Consider the following 19,988-nt stretch of genomic DNA (forward strand, 5'->3'; position numbering starts at 1 on the left):
GTGTCCGGCAGTAAAGTAAAGCTATTGCTTCATGCTGCCAACCATCTCTTCCGGCCGCACCCATTCGTCAAACTGCGCTTCGGTCAGGTAGCCGAGCTGCAGCGCCGAGGCTTTCAGCGTCAGCCCCTGTTTGTGCGCCTGCTTGGCAATTTCCGCCGCTTTGTCATAGCCGATATGGGTATTCAGCGCGGTAACCAGCATCAGCGACTCGTTGAGCAGCTGATCGATGCGCTCGCGGTTGGGCTCAATGCCCACCGCGCAATGGTGATTGAAGCTGTCCATGCCGTCGGCCAGCAGCCGTACCGACTGCAGGAAGTTGTGGATCACCATTGGCCGGTAGACGTTGAGTTCGAAGTTACCGGACGCACCGCCCATGTTCACCGCCACGTCATTGCCCATCACCTGGCAGCACAGCATGGTCAGCGCTTCACACTGGGTAGGATTGACTTTGCCTGGCATGATCGAGCTGCCGGGCTCATTTTCCGGGATGCTGATTTCACCGATGCCGCAGCGCGGACCGGATGACAGCCAGCGCACGTCGTTAGCGATTTTCATCAGCGACGCGGCCAGTCCTTTCAGCGCGCCGTGCGCATGCACCAGCGCATCGCAGGTCGCCAGCGCTTCAAACTTGTTGGGCGCAGTGACAAAGGGTTGCTGCGTCAGGTCGGCCAGCGCTTTCGCCACGCGCACCGCATATTCCGGATGGGTATTCAGACCGGTACCGACCGCGGTGCCGCCCAGCGCCAGCTCGGCGACGTGCGGAATACTGTGTTCGATGTGCTTCAGATTGTGCTCCAGCATGGCAACCCAGCCGGAAATTTCCTGGCCGAGCGTCAGCGGTGTGGCGTCCTGCAGGTGGGTACGACCAATTTTAACGATGTCTTTAAACGCAGCCGACTTCTCGCTCAGGGTATTTTTCAGCACTTCAATTTGCGGAATCAGCTGTTCGCGCAGCGCAATCACCGCGGCAACGTGCATCGCCGTCGGGAACACATCGTTGGAGCTCTGGCTCTTGTTAACATCATCATTCGGATGCACTTTGCGCGACATGCCGCGCTCGCCGCCCAGCAGTTCGCTGGCGCGGTTCGCCAGCACTTCATTCATGTTCATGTTGGTCTGGGTGCCAGAGCCGGTCTGCCAGATGGCCAGCGGGAACTCGTCGCTGTGCTGGTCGGCCAGCACCTCGTCAGCGGCGTCGATAATCGCCCCGGCCCGTTCAGCCGGCAGCAGCCCCAGATCGCGGTTAACCTGGGCGGCGGCGCGCTTGGTCAGCGCCAGCGCATGCACCAGCGCCACGGGCATCTTCTCGGTGGAGATACGGAAGTGCTCCAGCGAACGCTGCGTTTGTGCGCCCCACAACTTATCTGCCGGAACTTCGATCGGACCCATTGAATCTTTTTCAATGCGGTTGGCTGCCATGACTACGTCTCCTTAGCTCAGATTTTGAGGTTTCCGCCTAAGTCGTCTTCCCGCGACGCCTTAGAGCGAGCAAGATTGTCACATACAAGAAATTAACATTATGCGAGCCCATCGCGTTTATTGCACTTGTTCGTGTATTTTCTATGGCACTTTCTGCTTTAATACGCTTATTTACTTACCGTTATTAAGGGTAAACGATGCAAAAATTGAACAATTCGCTGCAAAATTATGCATGGGGCAGCAAAACCGCGCTGACCGAACTCTACGGCATCGAAAACCCGCAGGGATTGCCGATGGCGGAATTATGGATGGGCGCGCACCCCAAAAGCCCCTCTACCGTTGAAGTGAATGGCATCACCCGTTCGCTGCGTGACGTGATCAATGACGATCAGGTCGCGACGCTGGGGGCTGCGGTAGCGCAGCGTTTCGGTGAGCTGCCGTTTCTGTTTAAAGTGCTGTGCGCCGATCAGCCGTTATCGATTCAGGTGCATCCCAGTAAAACTGCCGCTGAAGCCGGTTTCGCGCGTGAAAACGCGGCGGGCATTCCGCTCAGCGCCGCCGAGCGCAACTATAAAGATGCTAACCACAAGCCCGAGCTGGTCTATGCCCTGACGCCGTTCCAGGCGATGAACGGCTTTCGCGAACTGCCTGAGATTGTCTCGCTGCTGGAGCCGGTCGCGGGCGCGCATCCGCAGATCGCCCATTTCCTCGAAAACGCCAGCGAAGCCGCGCTGGCTAAACTGTTCGCTACCCTGCTGTCGCTGAAAGACGAGAGCAAAACCCGCGCACTCGGCGTGCTGAAATCCGCGCTGAACGCGCGCGAAGGCGAACCGTGGCAGACCATCAAAACGATCGCCAGCGACTATCCGGACGATAATGGCCTGTTCTCACCGCTGCTGCTGAATGTCATCACCCTGCAACCGGGTGAGGCGATGTTCCTGTTCGCCGAAACGCCGCATGCCTATCTGAAAGGCGTGGCGCTGGAAGTGATGGCCAATTCGGATAACGTGCTGCGCGCCGGCCTGACGCCGAAATTCATTGATATTCCGGAACTGCTGGCCAACCTGAAGTTCGAGGCCAAACCGGCGGCGACGCTGCTCACACAGCCGCAGACACAGGGCGACAGCCTCAACTTCCCGATTCCGGTAGAGGATTTTGCCTTCGCCATCCACACGCTTTCGGCCACGCCGCAAACGCTGGCACAGCACAGTGCCGCCCTGCTGTTCTGCATTGAAGGCCAGGCGGTGATTGAAAAGGCCGGGCAGCAGCTGGTACTGCAACCAGGCGAATCCTGCTTTGTCGCAGCCAGCGAGTCGCCGGTGAGCGCGGCGGGGAACGGTCGTCTGGCGCGGGTGTTCAACGCGCTGACGTGAGGCGGCTGACGCCTGCAGCATTAACTGCTATTATTTCAAACTATTAATTAAAAAACGCCTGCGGGCGTTTTTCTTCACCCGTCGCGCGGCCCAACGGTATGCGCACGCAAGGATAAGGACGACTCAGCGATGAAAAAGACCAAGGTTGCCGTAGGTGTGATTGTGGCGCTCGGCGTAATCTGGACTGGCGCAGCGTGGTTTACCGGTAAACAGCTGGAAAGCCACATGGATGAGATGCTGCAAAATGCCAACAGCCAGATCAACGCGTACGCGCCGAATAGCCGTCTGACGCTCAGCTATCAGGATTACCAGCGTGGCGTATTCAGCAGCAAAACCAAACTGGTAATTCAGGCCAGTTCGCAGACCGAAGACAATCCGCTGCTGAAGCCGGGTCAAAGCATCGTGCTCAACGAAACCATCGACCACGGTCCTTTCCCGTTTGCTCAGCTGAAGCGCGGCAACCTGATCCCCAGCATGGCCTCGGTGCACACCGAACTGGAAAACACCGATGCGGTGAAGAAACTGTTTGAACTGACCCAGGGCAAATCGCTGGTTAATGCCGATACCCGCGTTGGTTACAGCGGCGCGACCGATACCGCGCTGCACCTGCTGCCGGTGGATTACAGCAATGCGCAGACCGGTGATCGCCTCGCCACTAACGGCGGCACGCTCAACGTCAGCGCGGACAGCAAAGGCGACAAAGTGAGTCTGCAGGGCGACTTCTCCAGCATCGCCGTCACCAGCAAAAACCAGCTGCAGCAGCCGGTGCTGTTTACCCTTAACGGTCTGAAGCTGGGCGGTGACACCCACCTGAGTCCGGAAGGCGTGCGCGTCGGCGACCAGACCATCACGCTGGATAAGCTCGACGCCAGCATCAACGGTCAGGAAGGCCTGACGCTGGAGAAGCTGGACGGGAAGTCCTCGTTCGACAATAAAGACGGCAAGATTGGCGGCCAGATTGATTATCAGGTCGACAACATCAGCCTGCAGAAACAGCCGTTCGGCGAGGCCAAACTGGCGATGAAATTTGCGCAGTTTGATGCTCAGGCGGTGAAAACCTTCTCTGACCAGTACAATGCGCAGATGCAGGATCTGCTGAACCAGCCTGGCGTGGTGGACGATCCTATCCGCTACCAGGCCAGCGTGCAGACTATCCTGAGAAATAACCTGCCGACCCTGTTGAAAGGTTCGCCGACCGTAAGCGTGGCGCCGCTGAGCTGGAAAAATGACAAAGGCGAGAGCACGTTCAACCTTAACGTCGGTTTTAACGATCCGGCGACCGTCACCGGTGAACCGCAGAGTCTGGGTGCCGCCGTGGATCGCGTGCTGAAAACGCTCGACGGCAAGCTGAGCATCAATATGCCGATGGCGACCGAAGTGATGCGTCACGTCGGGCTGGCGGAAGGTTATCAGGGTGATGACGCGCAGAAGCTGGCCGATCAGCAGGTTAAAGGTCTGGCGGCGATGGGTCAGATGTTCCGTCTGACGCAGCAGCAGGACGATAACATCACCACCAGCCTGCAATACGCTAACGGTCAGGTCACCATGAATGGCGACAAAATGACGCTGGAGCAGTTCCTGTCGCGCTACATGTTAGGCGCGCCAACCAGCGAAGGCATGCCAGAGTAATCCCCGCGGCAGCCCGCTCCGGGCTGCCGTTTTCCCCCGGCAAAAAAAATTTCACCCTTTTCTGCATCCGTTCAGCCGCACCGTACGTATATCCCTTTGTGAGCACCCTTCTGCTCCTTCAATGAGGATATATGATGAAAAAGTTAATCAGTTATGCCGTCCTGTCTGCCGCCCTGCTTGGCGCGAACGCTGCGATGGCGGCCATGCACGCCGATTCGGTGATGGTAGGCGGCGCGGCAATGTATCCACAAAAAAACATTATTGAAAACGCCCTGAACTCGAAGGACCACACTACGCTGGTCGCCGCCGTTAAAGCCGCGGGTCTGGTCGATACCTTACAGGGCAAAGGCCCGTTTACGGTTTTTGCGCCGACTAACGCCGCCTTTGCCAAACTGCCTGCCGGCACCGTTGATGCACTTCTCAAACCGGAAAACAAAGCCAAACTCACCAGCGTGCTGACCTACCATGTGGTCGCCGGTAAATATGATATGAAAGCGCTGGAGCAAAAAATTAAACAGGGTGGCGGTAAAGCCGAATTGAAAACGGTGAATGGTCAGCCGCTGTGGATTATGAGCAACGGGCCACACAATATTCAGCTGAAAGATGGTCAGGGTAATGTGGCAAATATCAGCACTTATGATGTAAACCAGAAAAATGGCGTCATTGACGTTATTGATACCGTCTTAATGCCTGAATAACTGTCTATACTCGGTAAGGTTAAACAAACCGGCCAGGAGTATTATGGACGCCTCTCAGGCTGAGCAACAAATAGCCTTAATACAGGCGGTCGCGAAGCGCGATCGCCTGGCTTTTGAACAGCTGTACCGGCTGACTTCCCCGCATCTGTTTGCGGTAGCGCTGCGCATGTTACGCCAGCGGGCGTGGGCGGAAGAGATTCTGCACGAATGCTACATCACGGTCTGGCACAACGCCGCGTCATTTAACAGCGCGCTCAGTTCTCCCCTGACCTGGATGACGCACATTGTACGCAACCGTTGTATTGACTGGCTGCGCAGCGGCTATGCCAGACAATTCCATGCAGATGAAGCCTGGCTCGACGATTTAAGCAGCACGCCGGGTGACGTCAGTCTGGATGAGCAGCACGATCGCGAGGTTGCCCGCCTGCACCATTGTCTGCAGCATTTGAGCAGTGAACAGCGCCAGTCGATTGCGCTGGCCTATTATCAGGGCTTATCACATAGCGACATTGCCGGGTGGCTGCAGCAGCCGGTCGGCTCGGTTAAAAGCTGGATTCGACGTGGCCTGGACCATCTGCGGGAGTGTGTTGGACGATGAGTGACAAGGTGCAGCGGGATGACGCCCTGGCGGCGGAGTACGCCCTCGGCACGCTGCGCGGCAGCGCGCGATTGCGCTTTCAGCGCAGACTGCAGGCCGAGCCGGTGCTGGCGGCGCAGGTCGCCCGCTGGCAGACGCTGCTGGCGGGTCTCGACCAGGTTCAGCCGCCCGTCACACCGCCGGAAACGCTATGGAAAAAAATTGCCCTTTCCCTGCCGCCCGACAAGCGCGTCGCGCCCGCACGCCGGACGCTGCCGTGGCTGGCTGCCGCCTGCGTCGCGCTGGGCTTCGCGCTGTCGGCTTACTGGCTGCGCGAGCCGGTGATGACACCGCTGGCGGTGCTGACCGATGCGCAACACAGTCAGCAATGGGTGGTGAGCGCCAGCCGCCGGCAGGACGTGATCAGTCTGGCGCCACTGCAGGTCAGCGCGGTCAGGGCGGATCAGAGTCTGGAACTGTGGCTGATTCCGCCTGGCCGGGCGCCCGTTTCACTCGGTCTGGTCACCGGAAGTGCGCCGCAGCAGTATCCGATTGAGAAACAGCAGTTGCTGGTTAAGGCAACGCTGGCGATCAGTCTCGAGCCGCACGGCGGTTCGCCAACCGGACGTCCAACGGGTCCGGTGCTTTACAGTGTGAATTTATAATCGGTGATGGTCACGGGTGAAATTAGCGTTAACGCGGCAGCGTTTATTATTTGTTGATGCCCAGCGTGTTGCAGGCGGAGTGCTGTTAATCATTACGGCGTGACTTAAGCTAAATTAACGGGCACTGAACGCTCAATTTCAGCAAACGGCAAAAACAATGAATGTTTATTTATCCGCCGGCGAGCCTGACTGCCGCGGCCCGGCGAAATAACCCTTTTATAAATTAATCTGGCGTGTCTTCGGGAAAGAAATATTTTATCGACGATTCATTTTCTTTTTCAGAATTCCCTGCCATGCTTAAAACGCTAAACCATAGTACGCGATATTATCGCGAACAATAAATAATAACGCTCGACACCATTGTGTCTTAAACGACACCGGGGAAACTCACCATGCAATTTCTTAAAAACTTCACCATTCGCCGGGTTGTGCAGTGCATCCTGGTCGCGGCGCTGCTGATTGTGGCGCTGGCCGGGATCTATGGCAGCACGGTGCTGCGCGACATGCATCAGCGCGAACTGCATAACGCCACCCTGACCAGCCAGCTGCTGTTTCTCAATCGTGCCAGTTTAGTGATGGCATCGGGAACCACGGCGGCAAAAGCGGCCGTAGCGGCCGATGCCCCGGCCGATAGCGACTGGGCGCCGCTGCGTGCCGCCCTCGCCGCCTCGCCGGCTGACTTTGCGGTGCCTGCGGCTGAGCGCCTGCAGTTGCTGCAGCGCGACATCGCAGCGAATAACCATGCCGACCAGTCCGACCGCCAGCGTCTGCAAATGGCCTTTGGCATAGCTGCACTGCTGATGCTCGCGCTGCTGCTGTTCTGTGACCGGTTTCTGGTCACGCATCTGGTACGGCCGCTGGGGGCGCTGCGGGAACATTTCCGCGGCATCGCCGCTGGCGATCTTACGCGGGAACCGCAGGATTTTGGCCGCAACTGTGTGGGTCAGCTGATTCCGCTGGTCAGGCTGATGCAGCAGAGCCTGCTGACCACGGTGCGCGCCGTGCATGACAACACCGACGTGCTGCGCAAGGAGTCTGCGGATATCGCCAGCGGCAACGCCGATCTGTCCGACCGCACCACCCGCCAGGCGGCCGCGCTCGAGCAGACCTCGGCCAGCATGGAGCAGCTTAGCGCCACCGTAGAGAAAAATGCCCACAGCGCCGGCGAAGCGCGCGAGCTGGCTGAGGATGCGGCGCGCACAACACGCGACGGCGAAGCGCTGGTCAAAAGCGTGTCAGCGATGATGGCCGATATCGCCACCGAAGCCGATAAAATCCGTCAGTTTACCGCCACGGTTAACAGCATCGCGTTTCAGACCAATATTCTGGCATTGAACGCGGCTGTTGAAGCCGCCCGCGCCGGCGAGCAGGGACGCGGCTTTGCCGTGGTGGCAGCTGAAGTGCGCACGCTGGCACAACGCAGCGCCAGCGCCGCGAAGGAGATCGAAGGGCTGATTAATGGCACCGTGATGCGCGTTGGCGAGGGAGCGCAGACCGCGCAGCGCGCCGGCGCCATCATGGACAGCGCCACGCAAAGCGTTTCCGCCGTCACCTCGCTGATTGGCCAGATTGCGCTGGCGTCAGACGAACAGAGCAAAGGCATTGCCCAGGTTACGCTGGCCGTGACCGATCTGGATCGCGTTACCCAGCAGAATGCCGCCCTGGTGAAAGAGATTGCCGCCTCGGCCGGCAGCCTGAATGGCCGTACCGGAACGCTGGCTGCGGTAATCAGTCATTTTAACTTTTCTGACAGCCCGCATGACAGCGCGCTGCTGGCCGGTCAGCGCCCCGTTTCAGCCATTGACAGCTTCGCGACAGAAAAGCTTGCCGTCTCTGACCCGGCATAGCTCGCAGCCGATAACCATACCGCCAGGGACAGGCCACAGAAAGAGAAGAACTTATGAGCCATCAATCATTGCAGCACATCGTTCCGGTTCAGACTGATGTGCGTGACTTACGCATCGCCACGGGCATGACCCAACTGCACGCGGCTGAACGCTTCGACCTCAGCCTGCGGGTCTGGCAGATGAAGGAGTCCGCAGCAAAACCGTCGCCGCTCAGTCAGGGAGAATATGAGTTTTTGCTGCTGCTGGCAGGAAAACATCCCTATTTTAGTCTGACGGCCAGAGCCCGCTAATGCCGTGCGCGCTGGCCGTTGCGTCAGCGCCACCTGCGACAACCGGGGATCCGCTTCCTCCACCCGGCGTGATTCATGCGTCAAATCTCTTTAGCGCTGACGCCCGGGGCACGATTCACCTGTGCTGTCTGCTGATAAAAGGCGTCGAGACGGGCGCGAAAGCGCGCCGGATCGTGCTGGTCTTTAATTCTTTGCAGCGCCCGCGCCGAGCGGGTGCTGATCGCCTCGCGCTGCGCCATCATCTGCGTGATGATCTGTTTGAGCTGCGCAATAATTCTGGCCCTGATCGCCTGTTTCTCCTGCGCTGAACCGATAGCGATTTCAAACATATCATTCAACGGACAATCAATAAGCCAGCCGGCCGAAGCCGGGTTTATTTCCGGCAGTGCGCGTACATTGGTGGTAATAACCGGACAGCCGCACGCCTGCATTTCCAGCACTGAAAAGCCGTAGGTATCCTGCCAGGTCGGTAATAATCCCACATCGGTCTGTTCGAGCATTTTCATCAGCCGATCATTTTGCAAAAATGTTTCATGCCTGAAGATTGCCTGTTGATTAATCAGGTCTTCAATCCGCTGATGAAATTGCGCGTCATCCTGCTGCGCGCCGTGCGCGATATTATAGCGATGCTTCAGGTTGCCCGTTAAATTCACCTGCACGCTGTCGGGTTGAATGATGCCTTCTGCCAGCAACTCGCTAAAGGCCAGCACCACTTCCGCCCCACCTTTACGATAAAACTCATTGCCGACAAAGCTGAACGTCAGCTTCGCCTGATTCACCGGCCTGACCCGATCACAGATAATTGCCTGTGGCGGATGCAGGGTGTGCAGTTTGGGCAAAATGGCTGCAGCCTGCTGCGGAAACGCCTGTAACAGCTTGATTTGAATTTTTTTCGTCGCGTCGGAGATAGCCAGCAGCGCCGTACACTGCGGTGCCGCGATCAGTTTGAGTTGTTTCTGCAATTGTGGATTATGCAGTTTGGCCATGCCCGGCACCGGCAGCACGCGCGGAATTTCGGTTTCAAATGTCGCCATCCAGCGTTTTTTCGTGCAGGCCACTTCATTAAAAAGATGGATGATTTGTGCATCGTCCGGCACCGAGAACGGTAGCGGCGCGAAAATAAACAACTTATTGGCTTTGCGGATTTTCTGCCTGACGGCGTTACGATAAAACCAGATATTTTTATATTTCAGATTGAGATAATGGTGTGAATCGTTGACGATGATATTTCTCTTTTCCGGATAACCTTTCCCATTTACGATTATTTTCATACGTGCCCCGGCACAGGAAAAATAAGCATAGCTGGCAGTATATTCCTCGCCAGTCACAAATCCAGCGAGCAAGTAAACCCGCGCTAAACAATAAGAAAATACACATTTTGTGACAGGTAATAACATCAGCCAGCCTGAATAAAATACAGGCGCGGCCGGTAAAGAATATTAATCAATACAAAATTCGCGGAATTCAGATAAATGGCTAACGCGTTGATTTTCATTTAACGCTGGCCATATTATGACAGTTTCGTGTCAATATTTGATGCTGAAGCTTAATCTTTATTTTCTGCTGGCCCGCAATGCATAAGCAGAACGATGATCACAGGCCAGCTGACAATCGGTAAGCAGCGGTAACAGAAACGCGGCGAGTAATGATCTGACGCCGGGCGGGCGACAGGCTTAGCGGCCCTGCACCAGCTGCGGCGGCACGATTAACGTCTGCACATCGGCCTGTGGCTGCGCCAGGCGCTGTAATATGCGTTCTGCCGCGCGCCGCCCGACGATGCGCGCTTCACTGCTGACAAACGTCAATGCCGGATCGTTCAGCTCAGGCTGCGGATCGTCGTTGAACCCGACCAGCGCCAGCTGCTGGGTGTAGTAACTGTCCACGGCGTCTTCCCCGAGGGTGCGGCCGCTGCGCAGCGCGCCGAAATAGCAGCCGAGCGTGGTGCTGGCATTGTGGGCCAGAATAGCGGTAATACGCGGATGCTGATGCAACAGCGCCTGCGTCAGCGCGGAGACGCTCTGCTGGCGATCGTCACATTCGATAATCCAGTCCGGGCGAAACGGCAAACCGTACTGCAGCAGCGTGGCGCAATAGCCGCCGATACGTTCGGCGCGCGTCAGTGAGGACCCCAGACCGCCCACCCAGGCAATGCGCTGATGTCCCTGTTTGATCAGATACTCGGTGGCCATCCGCGCCGCCTGGCTGTTATCCGGACGCAGCGAATCGACCTTTTCCAGACTGCTGGCGCGCGCGGCGCAGATCAGCGCAATATTTTGCTCCTGCGCCTGCAGCCGCAGCGATTCCGCCTGCGCCACCGCGCCGCCCAGCACAATGCCATCGGCGCCCTGCGCCGCCAGCGAATCAAAACAGCGCTGCAGATGCTGGCCATGCTGACCACTCTGCGTCAGCACCAGCACTTTGCCCTGCTGCTCCAGCACCTCGCTCAGTCCCGCCGTCATTGCCGCATAAAAGGGCTGGCTGAGATCGCGCACGATCAGGCCAATCACCCCGCTCTCACCGCCGCGCAGCATGGAGGCCGAGCGGTTACGCACATAGCCGAGTTGCTCAATCGCCTGATTCACCCGCGCGGCGGTGGCAGCTGAAATCCGCCCTTTGCCGGACAGCACCAGCGATACCGTGCTAACCGATACGCCAGCGGCCTGCGCGACATCATGGATGGTGATTTTTTGCTGGGACATAGTGTGACGCTATTCGTTGCCGGAAAATTCAAAGAGGTAAAACGTTACACTGATTCACATAAAAATAAAGCCTGATGCTCGTCACGCTTTGTGATTATCACCACAAAAAGCCGTGATAAAACGTTTTATCATCCCCCACCACTTTACCCGCTTGTTACTTTTTAGCCAGGAGAGACTATGCCTCACAGCCAACCCAAAATGTCGCTCTGGGAATTTTTCCAGAGCCTGGGGAAAACCTTCATGCTACCCGTGGCGCTGCTGTCGTTTTGCGGCATCATGTTAGGGATCGGCAGTTCACTCAGCAGCCATGATGTACTGACGTTGATCCCGCTGCTCGACCAGCCGTTCCTGCAATACCTGTTTATCTGGATGGCGAAAATCGGCTCCTTTGCCTTTAGCTATTTGCCGGTGATGTTTGCCATCGCCATCCCGCTGGGCATGGCGCGGGAAAACAAAGGCGTGGCGGCATTTGCCGGCTTCGTCGGCTTTGCGGTGCTCAATCTCAGCGTTAACTTCTGGCTGAACATCAACGGGATTCTGCCGACTACCGATGCGGCGGTGCTGAAAGCCAATAACGTGCAGAACATTCTCGGCATTCAGTCCATCGACACCGGTATTCTCGGCGCGGTGATTGTCGGCATTGTGGTGTTCTGGCTGCACGAGCGTTTCCACAATATTCGCCTGCCGGATGCGCTGGCATTCTTCGGCGGCACGCGCTTTGTGCCGATTATCACTACCGTGGTGATGGGCCTGCTGGGGCTGGTGGTACCGCTGATCTGGCCATTCTTTGCGCGCGCGATCACCGGTCTTGGCTGGATGATCAACAGCGCGGGCGAATTCGGCCCAATGATCTTCGGCACCGGTGAACGTCTGCTGCTGCCGTTTGGCCTGCAGCATATTCTGGTGGCGATTATTCGCTTTACCGATGCCGGTGGCACCATGGAGGTATGTGGTCACAGCGTCAGCGGCGCGCTGACGATCTTCCAGGCGCAGCTGGCGTGTCCGGAAACTCACGGCTTCGCGGAAAGCGCTACCCGCTTCCTGTCGCAGGGTAAAATGCCGGCATTCCTTGGCGGCCTGCCGGGGGCAGCGCTGGCGATTTACCACTGCGCACGCCCGGAAAACCGTCACAAAATTAAAGGTCTGCTGATTTCGGGCGTGGTTGCCTGCGTGGTCGGCGGCACCACCGAACCGATCGAATTCCTGTTCCTGTTTGTCGCACCGGTGCTGTATCTGATCCACGCGCTGCTGACCGGTCTCGGTTTCACCGTAATGGCGATGCTTGGCGTGACCATCGGTAATACCGACGGTAACGTGATCGACTTCTTCGTGTTTGGCGTGCTGCACGGCCTTTCTACTAAATGGTACTGGGTGCCGGTGATTGCCGCCGTGTGGTTTGTGGGTTACTACGCCATCTTCCGTTTCGCCATCACCCGCTTCAACATCAAAACACCCGGCCGCGAAGCAGAAACCAGCCGCGTTGAGCAGCAGGTCAGCCGCGCCGGCGTGGGCAAATCCGGCTACAACACGCCAGCGATTCTCGCGGCGCTGGGTGGCGTTGACAACATCACCTCGCTGGATAACTGCCTGACGCGCCTGCGCCTGTCGGTGGCCGACATGAGCAAGGTCGACGATGCCGCGCTGAAAGCCAACGGCGCCATCGGCGTGGTGCACCTCAATCAGACCAATCTGCAGGTAGTCATTGGCCCGCAGGTGCAGTCGGTCAAGGATGAAATGGCCCATCTGATGAGCGCGACGGTGTAAATATGCAGGCGTTTAATTTTGATCGGGTGGTGGATCGCCACGGCAGCTGGTGCACGCAGTGGGACTTTGTCGCCGACCGCTTTGGCGTGGCCGATCTGCTGCCCTTCACCATCTCGGACATGGATTTCGCCACCGCTCCCTGCATCATTGACGCGTTGCAGCAGCGGCTGAATCACGGCGTGCTGGGCTACAGCCGCTGGCAGCACGAGGATTTTCTCTCCGCCCTGCAGCACTGGATGCGCAGCCGCTTTGCCAGCGAGATCGCGGCAGAGTCGCTGGTGTATGGCCCGTCGGTGATTTATATGGTGGCGCAGCTGCTGCGCCACTGGACGCAGGCGGAGGATGAAGTGCTGATTCATACGCCCGCCTATGATGCGTTTTACCAGACAATCATCGGGAATCAGCGCAGGGTGCTGGAGTTACCGTTGCAGCGCGCTGGCGACACATGGCACTGTGATATGGCTCAGCTGGAAACCCTGCTGGCGCGGCCGCGCTGTAAGGTGATGCTGTTGTGCAGCCCGCACAATCCCACCGGCAAAGTGTGGCAGCGCGCAGAGCTGCAGCAGATGGCGGCACTGTGCGAACGGCATGGCGTGAGCGTGATCAGCGACGAAATCCATATGGATATGGTGCTGAGCGAGGCGCGCCACACGCCATGGTGCGAAGTGGCACAAGGCCGCTGGGCGCTGTTTACCTCGGCCTCGAAGAGCTTCAATATTCCGGCGCTGACCGGCGCCTGGGGTATTATCCCGGACGCGGACGACCGCCGGGCGTGGTTTCACGCGCTGAAGCAGCAGGACGGGCTGTCGTCACCGGCGGTGATGGCGCTGGCTGCCACCATTGCCGCCTACCGTCACGGCGCACCCTGGCTCGACGCGCTGCGCGATTATCTGCGTGCCAATATGCAGCACATTGCGCAACGGCTCAACGCGGCGTTTGCCGGGCTTAACTGGCAACCGCCGCAGGCCACTTATCTGGCATGGATTGACACCGCGCCGCTGGCCATTGATGACGTCGCGCTGCAGCAGCGGCTGATCCAGCAGCATAAGGTGGCGATTATGCCAGGCAGCACCTACGGCAGCGCCAGCCGCAGCTACCTGCGTCTCAACGCCGGCTGCCCGCGCAGCAAGCTGGATGACGGGCTGGACCGGCTGGTTGCCGCACTGCAATCGTTCTGAACCACAGCGGATGCTGATTAATTCAGCATCCGCTGCCCGCTTTGCGCAAATCACTGGCGCGGTTGCGCAAGATGTTTTTATAATGGTCTGCACTTTACGTTAATTCAGCGAGTGCGACATGATTGATGCGAAACTTCCCCTCACCGACCTTCACCGCCACCTTGATGGCAATATCCGCGCCCAGACCATCCTTGATTTAGGTCGCCAGTTCAATCTTGCGCTGCCCGCCGATACGCTGGATACGCTGCGTCCGCACGTGCAGGTGACCGCCAACCAGCCGGACCTGGTGAGCTTCCTGCAGAAGCTTGACTGGGGCGTCAAAGTGCTGGGCGATCTCGACGCCTGCCGCCGCATTGCGCTGGAAAACGTCGCTGACGCCGCGCAGGCCGGTATCCATTACGCTGAGCTGCGCTTCTCCCCGGGCTACATGGCGATGAACCATCAGCTGCCGATTGCTGGCGTGGTGGAAGCGGTGATTGATGGCGTGCGCGCGGGCGTGCAGCAGTACGGCGTTGATGTGAAGCTGATTGGCATCATGAGCCGCACCTTCGGCGAAGAAGCCTGCCTGCGCGAGCTGGAAGGTCTGCTGGCGCACCGCGACGGCATCACTGCCGTCGATCTGGCCGGTGACGAACTGGGCTTCCCGGGCAGCGAATTCCTCAGCCACTTTAACCGCGCCCGCGATGCCGGATTCCGCATCACCGTACATGCCGGTGAAGCCGCCGGACCGGAGAGCATCTGGCAGGCGATCCGCGAGCTGGGCGCTGAGCGCATCGGTCACGGTGTCAAAGCGATTGAAGACCGCGCGCTGATGGATTTCCTCGCCGAACAGCGCATTGGCGTTGAATCCTGCCTGACGTCGAACATTCAGACCAGCACCGTGGCCTCGCTGGCCAGCCATCCGCTGAAGGCGTTCCTGCAGCATGGCATTCTGGCAACCATCAACACTGACGATCCGGCGGTACAGGGCATTGAGCTGGCGCATGAATATGAGGTCGCTGCGCCACAGGCGGGCCTGAGCGCCGCCGAGATTCGCCAGGCGCAGGAGAACGGTATTGCCATCGCCTTTTTAACCGAGGCGGAGAAAGCCGCGCTGCGCCAGCGCGTGGCGGCATAAGCCATAAAAAAGGAGCGCAGATTGCGCTCCTTGTTGATCGGCTGGCGATAACGCCGTCCGGTTTATTTCAGGGACAGAGTCTGGCGTTTCTCCGCCGACTGCAGGCCAAGCTCAATCAGCTCCATCACCTGAATCGCCTCTTCCGCCGTAACCGGGTTGGCACCATTACCGGCAATGGAGTCGCGGATCGCCGCATAATAGGCCGGATAGTTGCCCGGCAGCGTCAGCAGCTCTTTCTCCACCATCACGTCGCCCTCGGCCAGCGTCAGCGTGCCGTTGCGCATATCGTAGCCCCACTCTTCACGCGGCGGACGCTCACCCGCTTTCAGACGGTCCTCCTGCGGATCGAGCCCATACTTAACGTAGCTGCCGCGCGTGCCGTGCACCACAAAACGCGCCGATTCCGCGGCCACCAGCATGCTGGCGTGCAGCACCACGCGCCGGGTGGGATAAGTCAGCACCGCGTGGAAGTAATCGGTGGTTTGCGCGCCGGGACGCAGTTCAGCCATGTCGACGTTGATCGCCACCGGCGGTCCAAACAGCTGCAACGCCTGGTCCAGCACGTGCGGTCCAAGATCGAACCAAATCCCGCTGCCCGGGCCTTTCATTTCGCGCCAGCGCTGACGCACTTCCGGACGGAAACGGTCAAAGTGCGACTCCAGATAGCGCACCTCGCCCAGCGTGCCGTCGTTCAGCAGCGTTTTCAGCGTCAGGAAATCGCTGTCCCAGCGGCGGTTGTGGAACACTGACAGCAGCAGCCCTTTGGCTTTGGCCAGCTGATCGAGCTCACGCGCCTGTGACAGTGTCACGGTAAACGGTTTATCGACCACCACATGCTTGCCAGCATTAAGTGCCGCTTTGGCGAGCGGGAAATGGGTGTCGTTCGGGGTAGGAATTACAATCAGGTGCAGCGTCGGGTCATCCAGCAGCGCCTGGGGATCGGCCACCACCTGCACCGACGGCCAGTCAGCGTGCACTTTACTGGCATCGCTGCTGGAGATCGCCGCCAGCTCAACGTCTGGCGTACCGGCGATCAGCGGCGCATGGAAGGTTTTGCTGGCAAATCCGTAGCCGATCAGGCCGACACGTAGTTTATCGCTCATTCTCATTCCTCTTGTTCGTGACCTGACTGATTTAAGACGAATCAGTCAGTAAGAACAAGGCGGAATCACCTGAAAGCTCAGGAGATCGCACTCCGTGCCGGTTGCCAGCTCTCCTGGGCCACCAGCGCGTCGTGCGCATCCTGACTGCGGCGGCGGAAATCGCTCGGACTGACGCCCACCCGCTTGCGGAAGACGCGCGAGAAGTAGAGCTGGTCGTCGTAGCCGACCTCGCGCCCCACCGAGGCGATCGGTTCCTGAGTGGTTTGCAGCAGCAGCTTGGCGCGGATCACCCGCTGATCTTCGCGCCAGCGCAGCAGATTAATGCCCATCTGCTCGCGGAACAGGTGGGCCAGACGCGACGGCGACAGACAGACGTGGCGCGCCACTTCCTCGATTTTCACCTCGCTGGCCAGATGATTGGTGACGTACTGGCAGGCTTCAATCACGCGCGGGTCGCGAATTTGCTGATGGCTGCGCGGATCCTCTTCCACCGCACGCAGCAGCAGGCGCTCCAGCAGATTCATCGCCAGCTCTTCGGCAAAGCGACGTCCGGAGTTGTGCGTCTGTTCGATGCTGGCAAACAGACGGTCAAATTCGGCGCGCAGCGCATCCGGCAGCCGCAGCCGGCCAACGCCCTGGTTCTGATCCTGCCACTGCAGCCAGTCGGTCCAGTAGGCGCGCGGACGGAAATAGACCCAGCGATGATGCCAGCACGGACTGTCCGGCGCGCGGCCATAATAGTGCGGCGTTTTTGGCTGAAACAGCAGCAGGTCGCCCGGCTCGCAGTCAAACGCTGACGCCCCGTCAAATACCCGTCCCTGGCCTTTAATGGTCAGATTGAGGATGTAACCTTTCATGCCGTGCGGGCGATCGATAAAAAAATCGAGCTGATCGCCGGCGTTGATCGGCGTCAGCCCGGCCACCAGCCAGGCGTTAAACGGATAGCCCGGCAGTAAAGGATTTTGCTGTTCACTCGGCGCTTCGCGGTGGTACATAAGGATCTCCCGGTTCGCGTGACGTTGGGGCGCAGCGTTGCGGCTGCGCCCGCGGGATCAGGCGGTTCTGCTTTTCTGTTTGTAACGGTCAAAGATCACCGCCGCTAACAGTATCAAACCGCGCACCACATACTGTGAGAATGGCGAGATATTCAATAAATTCATCGCATTCTCGACGGTACCCAGAATCAACACCCCGGCGACCACGTAGGAAATCTTGCCGATACCGCCCTTCAGCGACACGCCGCCCAGCACGCAGGCGGAGATGACGATCAGCTCATAGCCGAGCGAGGTCATCGGCTGACCGCTGGTCATGCGCGAAGCCAGGATAATGCCGGCCGCCGCTGATACCAGCCCGGAAAGGATAAAGATGATGATGCGCGTGCGCACCACCGGCACCCCGGCCAGCCGCGCCGCTTCCTCGTTGCCACCAATCGCCAGCGTGTTGCGGCCAAAGGTGGTTTTGTTCAGCAGGAAACCGAACACGATCATGGTGGCGATGGTCAGCCAGATCGGTGCCGGCACGCCCAGCCAGTTGGCGTAGCCGAGGGTGAAAAAGCGCTCATCCTCAATCCCCACCGCTTTACCGTCGGAGAAGATATAGGCCAGGCCGCGCACAATCTGCATGGTCGCCAGCGTGGTGATCAGCGCGTTAATCTTCAGACGCGCAATCACGAAGCCGTTAACGAAGCCAGTGGCCATACCGAGCAGCAGGCCGGCGGCGACGCCGATCCACAGGCTTTCGGTCATGTTAATCACCACGGCGGTGACGACGCCAGCGCAGGCAATCACCGACGCCACCGACAGGTCGAAATCGCCGGAGGCGAGGCAAAACAGCATGCCGCACGCCACCATGCCGGACATCGACATCGCCAGGCCCAGCCCTTTCATGTTGATAAAGGTGCCAAAATTAGGCACGAAGATGGCGCAGACGATAAACAGCAGCGCAAACACCACCAGCATGCCGAAGTTGTCCCAGATGCGCCCGAGCTGCAGGCCACTGCGCTGCACCGGTGGCGTATTGGACGTGGTAGATGAAGCCATTTTTACTCTCCTTTACCTCAGGCCACGGCGGCCGCTTGAGTGGTTTTCGGCATGGCCAGGCTCAGCGTCAGCTGCTCCGTGGCGGCGTCGTGGGGCAGTTCACCGGCAATCTCACCTTCGCGCATCACTACGATGCGGTCGGCCAGTCCCATCACTTCGGGCAGATCGCTGGAGGCAAACAGCACCGCGATCCCTTTGTTCGCCAGCTGATAAATCAAGTTATAGATTTCATGTTTGGCGCCGACATCAATGCCGCGCGTCGGTTCGTCGAGCAGGATCACGTTCATCTCCTCCGACAGCCAGCGGCCCAGAATTGCCTTCTGCTGGTTGCCACCGGACAGATTCATGATCAGCTGATGCGCGCCCGGCGTTTTAATGTTCAGCGAGCGAATGTGGTGGTCCGCGTTTTTCGCTTCCCAGCCCGGCTTGATCAGACAGCCGGCACTCAGGTTGTGGCGGCGCGCGCTGATATTGATGTTCTCGCGCACCGAGTGCACCGGGATGATGCCTTCGGCTTTGCGATCTTCCGGGCACAGCATGATGCCGGCGCGGATGGCATCAATCGGTTCGCGGATGTTGAGCTGTTTACCGTCCAGCGTGACCGTGCCTGCGCGCAGCCGGGTGGCACCAAACAGCCCTTTCATCAGTTCGCTGCGGCCGGCACCGACCAGTCCAAACAGACCGACAATTTCTCCGGCGCGCACCGTCAGCGATATTGGCATCCGCACGCCTTTCGCTTCCACCTTGTCCAGCTGCAGACGCACGGGGCCCAGCTCACGTGGCGCGTAGCCATAGATATCTCCGAGATTGCGTCCGACCATCGCCTCCACCAGATCGTCATGGTGGGTGTTGGCCATATCCGTGAAGGTGCGCACGTAGCGCCCATCCTTAAATACGGTAATGGCATCGCTCAGCGCGAAAATTTCTTCCATGCGATGCGAAACGTACAGCACCACCCGGCCCTGCTCGCGCAACTGGCGAATCACGCGGAACAGATGCTCAATTTCGCGCGCCGACAGCGAACTGGTCGGCTCATCAAAGGCGATGATGCGCGCGTTGCGCGCCAGCGCTTTGGCGATTTCGACCATCTGCCACTGGCCGAGCGACAGGTATTTCAGCGGCATGTCGGGATCGATATCCATGCCAAGATTTTTCAGCTGCAGACCGGCTTCGTAGCGCAGCAGCTTGCGGTTAACCAGCCCGCGCTTGTGCGGCAGCTGGCCTAGATAGATGTTCTCCGCCACGCTCATTTCCGGTACCAGATGCAGCTCCTGGTAAATGATCGCCACGCCGGCATCCAGCGCATCAACGGTATTGCTGAAGCTTTTCGCTGTGCCTTTGATGCGGATTTCGCCGCCGCTGGGCTGATAGCTGCCGCTGAGGATTTTCAGCAGCGTGGATTTGCCCGCGCCATTTTCTCCCATCAGCGCGTGCACTTCCCCGGCGCGGCACTGAAAAGAGATATCCTGCAGCGCTTTCACGCCAGGGAAGGTTTTGCTGATGCCATGAAATGACAGAAATGCTGGATCCGTGTTCATGGGAACTCCTGAGCCTCCATGTTTCACACCGTAGCGGCGTTGGCTGCGCACA

General features: G+C 58.7%; 17 protein-coding genes. 10 read left to right on the forward strand and 7 right to left on the reverse strand.

Going from position 1 to position 19,988, the window contains the following annotated elements; translation table 11 throughout:
- Nucleotides 1-21 precede the first annotated feature (21 nt).
- Nucleotides 22-1,419, reverse strand: a complete 1,398-nt coding sequence (fumC, locus tag C1N56_RS10470) for a class II fumarate hydratase (RefSeq protein WP_021506162.1) — start codon at nt 1,417-1,419, stop codon at nt 22-24.
- 197 nt (nt 1,420-1,616) lie between these two features.
- On the opposite strand from fumC, the gene manA reads away from it, so the two are divergent.
- From manA to C1N56_RS10505, 7 genes are all read left to right on the forward strand, one after another.
- Nucleotides 1,617-2,792, forward strand: coding sequence for a mannose-6-phosphate isomerase (manA, locus tag C1N56_RS10475; RefSeq protein ID WP_394516632.1), 1,176 nt, complete (start codon nt 1,617-1,619; stop codon nt 2,790-2,792).
- A gap of 129 nt (nt 2,793-2,921) precedes the next feature.
- Nucleotides 2,922-4,421 (forward strand): YdgA family protein, encoded by a 1,500-nt coding sequence (locus C1N56_RS10480; protein ID WP_021506164.1) that lies wholly within the window; start codon nt 2,922-2,924, stop codon nt 4,419-4,421.
- 134 nt (nt 4,422-4,555) lie between these two features.
- Nucleotides 4,556-5,119, forward strand: a complete 564-nt coding sequence (locus C1N56_RS10485; protein WP_031279149.1) for a fasciclin domain-containing protein — start codon at nt 4,556-4,558, stop codon at nt 5,117-5,119.
- Between the two features lie 43 nt (nt 5,120-5,162).
- The gene (locus C1N56_RS10490) at nt 5,163-5,717 is read left to right on the forward strand and encodes a sigma-70 family RNA polymerase sigma factor (protein WP_021506166.1); all 555 of its coding nucleotides are present in this window, start codon (nt 5,163-5,165) and stop codon (nt 5,715-5,717) included.
- Nucleotides 5,714-6,361: an anti-sigma factor gene (locus C1N56_RS10495; RefSeq protein ID WP_278707562.1), complete on the forward strand. Its 648-nt coding sequence runs from the start codon at nt 5,714-5,716 to the stop codon at nt 6,359-6,361. Before C1N56_RS10490 ends, C1N56_RS10495 begins: the two co-directional genes overlap by 4 nt.
- 392 nt (nt 6,362-6,753) lie before the next feature.
- Entirely contained in the window at nt 6,754-8,208 is a 1,455-nt protein-coding gene (locus C1N56_RS10500) for a methyl-accepting chemotaxis protein (RefSeq protein WP_394516633.1), read from the forward strand.
- A 53-nt stretch (nt 8,209-8,261) separates the two neighbouring features.
- A complete protein-coding gene (locus tag C1N56_RS10505) occupies nt 8,262-8,498 on the forward strand; it encodes a hypothetical protein (protein WP_021506169.1) in 237 nt (78 codons plus the stop codon).
- 80 nt (nt 8,499-8,578) lie between these two features.
- Here the strand turns inward: C1N56_RS10505 and C1N56_RS10510 are convergent, their stop codons facing one another.
- Both C1N56_RS10510 and malI read right to left on the reverse strand, forming a co-directional pair.
- On the reverse strand, nt 8,579-9,769 hold the full coding sequence (locus C1N56_RS10510) for a glycosyltransferase (RefSeq protein WP_104186745.1): 1,191 nt from the start codon (nt 9,767-9,769) through the stop codon (nt 8,579-8,581).
- Nucleotides 9,770-10,171: 402 nt separating this feature from the next.
- Nucleotides 10,172-11,197, reverse strand: a complete 1,026-nt coding sequence (malI, locus tag C1N56_RS10515) for a Mal regulon transcriptional regulator MalI (protein ID WP_125309648.1) — start codon at nt 11,195-11,197, stop codon at nt 10,172-10,174.
- A gap of 177 nt (nt 11,198-11,374) precedes the next feature.
- Between malI and malX the strand changes: the two genes are divergently transcribed.
- The 3 genes from malX to add all read left to right on the forward strand — a co-directional run bounded on the left by malX (nt 11,375) and on the right by add (nt 15,256).
- Nucleotides 11,375-12,961, forward strand: coding sequence for a maltose/glucose-specific PTS transporter subunit IIBC (gene malX / locus C1N56_RS10520; RefSeq protein WP_031279154.1), 1,587 nt, complete (start codon nt 11,375-11,377; stop codon nt 12,959-12,961).
- Between the two features lie 2 nt (nt 12,962-12,963).
- Nucleotides 12,964-14,139, forward strand: a complete 1,176-nt coding sequence (locus C1N56_RS10525; RefSeq protein ID WP_394516634.1) for a MalY/PatB family protein — start codon at nt 12,964-12,966, stop codon at nt 14,137-14,139.
- Between the two features lie 118 nt (nt 14,140-14,257).
- Complete coding sequence (gene add, locus C1N56_RS10530; protein WP_058758464.1) at nt 14,258-15,256, forward strand: adenosine deaminase; 999 nt, start codon at nt 14,258-14,260, stop codon at nt 15,254-15,256.
- 62 nt (nt 15,257-15,318) lie between these two features.
- Here the strand turns inward: add and C1N56_RS10535 are convergent, their stop codons facing one another.
- The 4 genes from C1N56_RS10535 to araG all read right to left on the reverse strand — a co-directional run bounded on the left by C1N56_RS10535 (nt 15,319) and on the right by araG (nt 19,936).
- Nucleotides 15,319-16,359, reverse strand: coding sequence for an oxidoreductase (locus tag C1N56_RS10535; RefSeq protein WP_394516635.1), 1,041 nt, complete (start codon nt 16,357-16,359; stop codon nt 15,319-15,321).
- 77 nt (nt 16,360-16,436) lie between these two features.
- Nucleotides 16,437-17,354 carry an arabinose operon transcriptional regulator AraC gene (gene araC / locus C1N56_RS10540; RefSeq protein WP_021506176.1) on the reverse strand — a complete coding sequence of 306 codons (918 nt, stop codon included), beginning with the start codon at nt 17,352-17,354 and terminating at the stop codon, nt 16,437-16,439.
- Nucleotides 17,355-17,411: 57 nt separating this feature from the next.
- Nucleotides 17,412-18,398, reverse strand: coding sequence for an L-arabinose ABC transporter permease AraH (gene araH / locus C1N56_RS10545; RefSeq protein ID WP_021506177.1), 987 nt, complete (start codon nt 18,396-18,398; stop codon nt 17,412-17,414).
- Between the two features lie 17 nt (nt 18,399-18,415).
- Complete coding sequence (gene araG / locus C1N56_RS10550; protein WP_058758463.1) at nt 18,416-19,936, reverse strand: L-arabinose ABC transporter ATP-binding protein AraG; 1,521 nt, start codon at nt 19,934-19,936, stop codon at nt 18,416-18,418.
- Nucleotides 19,937-19,988: the final 52 nt, after the last annotated feature.

It is taken from the genome of Pantoea sp. SGAir0175 (genome assembly GCF_043547855.1).